Annotated in this window: 1 protein-coding gene; it reads left to right on the top strand. The window is 42.8% G+C overall.

The genetic code is table 11. The features are described 5' to 3' along the window. Positions 1–348: transglycosylase domain-containing protein (locus tag ACNQ0T_RS23370; protein ID WP_417930400.1), on the top strand; the 348-nt coding region annotated here is incomplete at both ends.

The following is a 348-nucleotide window of genomic DNA, read 5'->3' as shown; positions in this document are numbered from 1 at the left end:
ATTCTATCGGTCGTGCGGTGGTAGCGAACGTCACTGCAGGTCGTTCCGTACAAGGGGGAAGTACCTTAACGCAGCAGTTGGTGAAAAACCTATTTTTAACCAACGAAAGAACTCTGAAACGTAAAGCTAATGAAGCCTTTATGGCATTGATTTTAGACTATAACTACAGCAAAGAACGCATTCTTGAACTGTATTTGAATGAGGTCTATTTAGGGCAAAATGGTAATGATGAAATTCGTGGCTTCCCGCTGGCGAGTTTGTATTACTTTGGTCGACCAATCAATGAGTTAAGCTTTGACCAACAAGCATTGCTGGTGGGAATGGTGCAAGGTGCATCAACCTTTAACC

The organism is Enterobacter cloacae complex sp.6700776 (assembly GCF_048284255.1).
Taxonomy (GTDB): domain Bacteria; phylum Pseudomonadota; class Gammaproteobacteria; order Enterobacterales; family Enterobacteriaceae; genus Enterobacter; species Enterobacter intestinihominis.
Note: the sequence above shows the minus strand (reverse complement) of the source record. Positions and strands in the feature narration are given on the sequence as shown.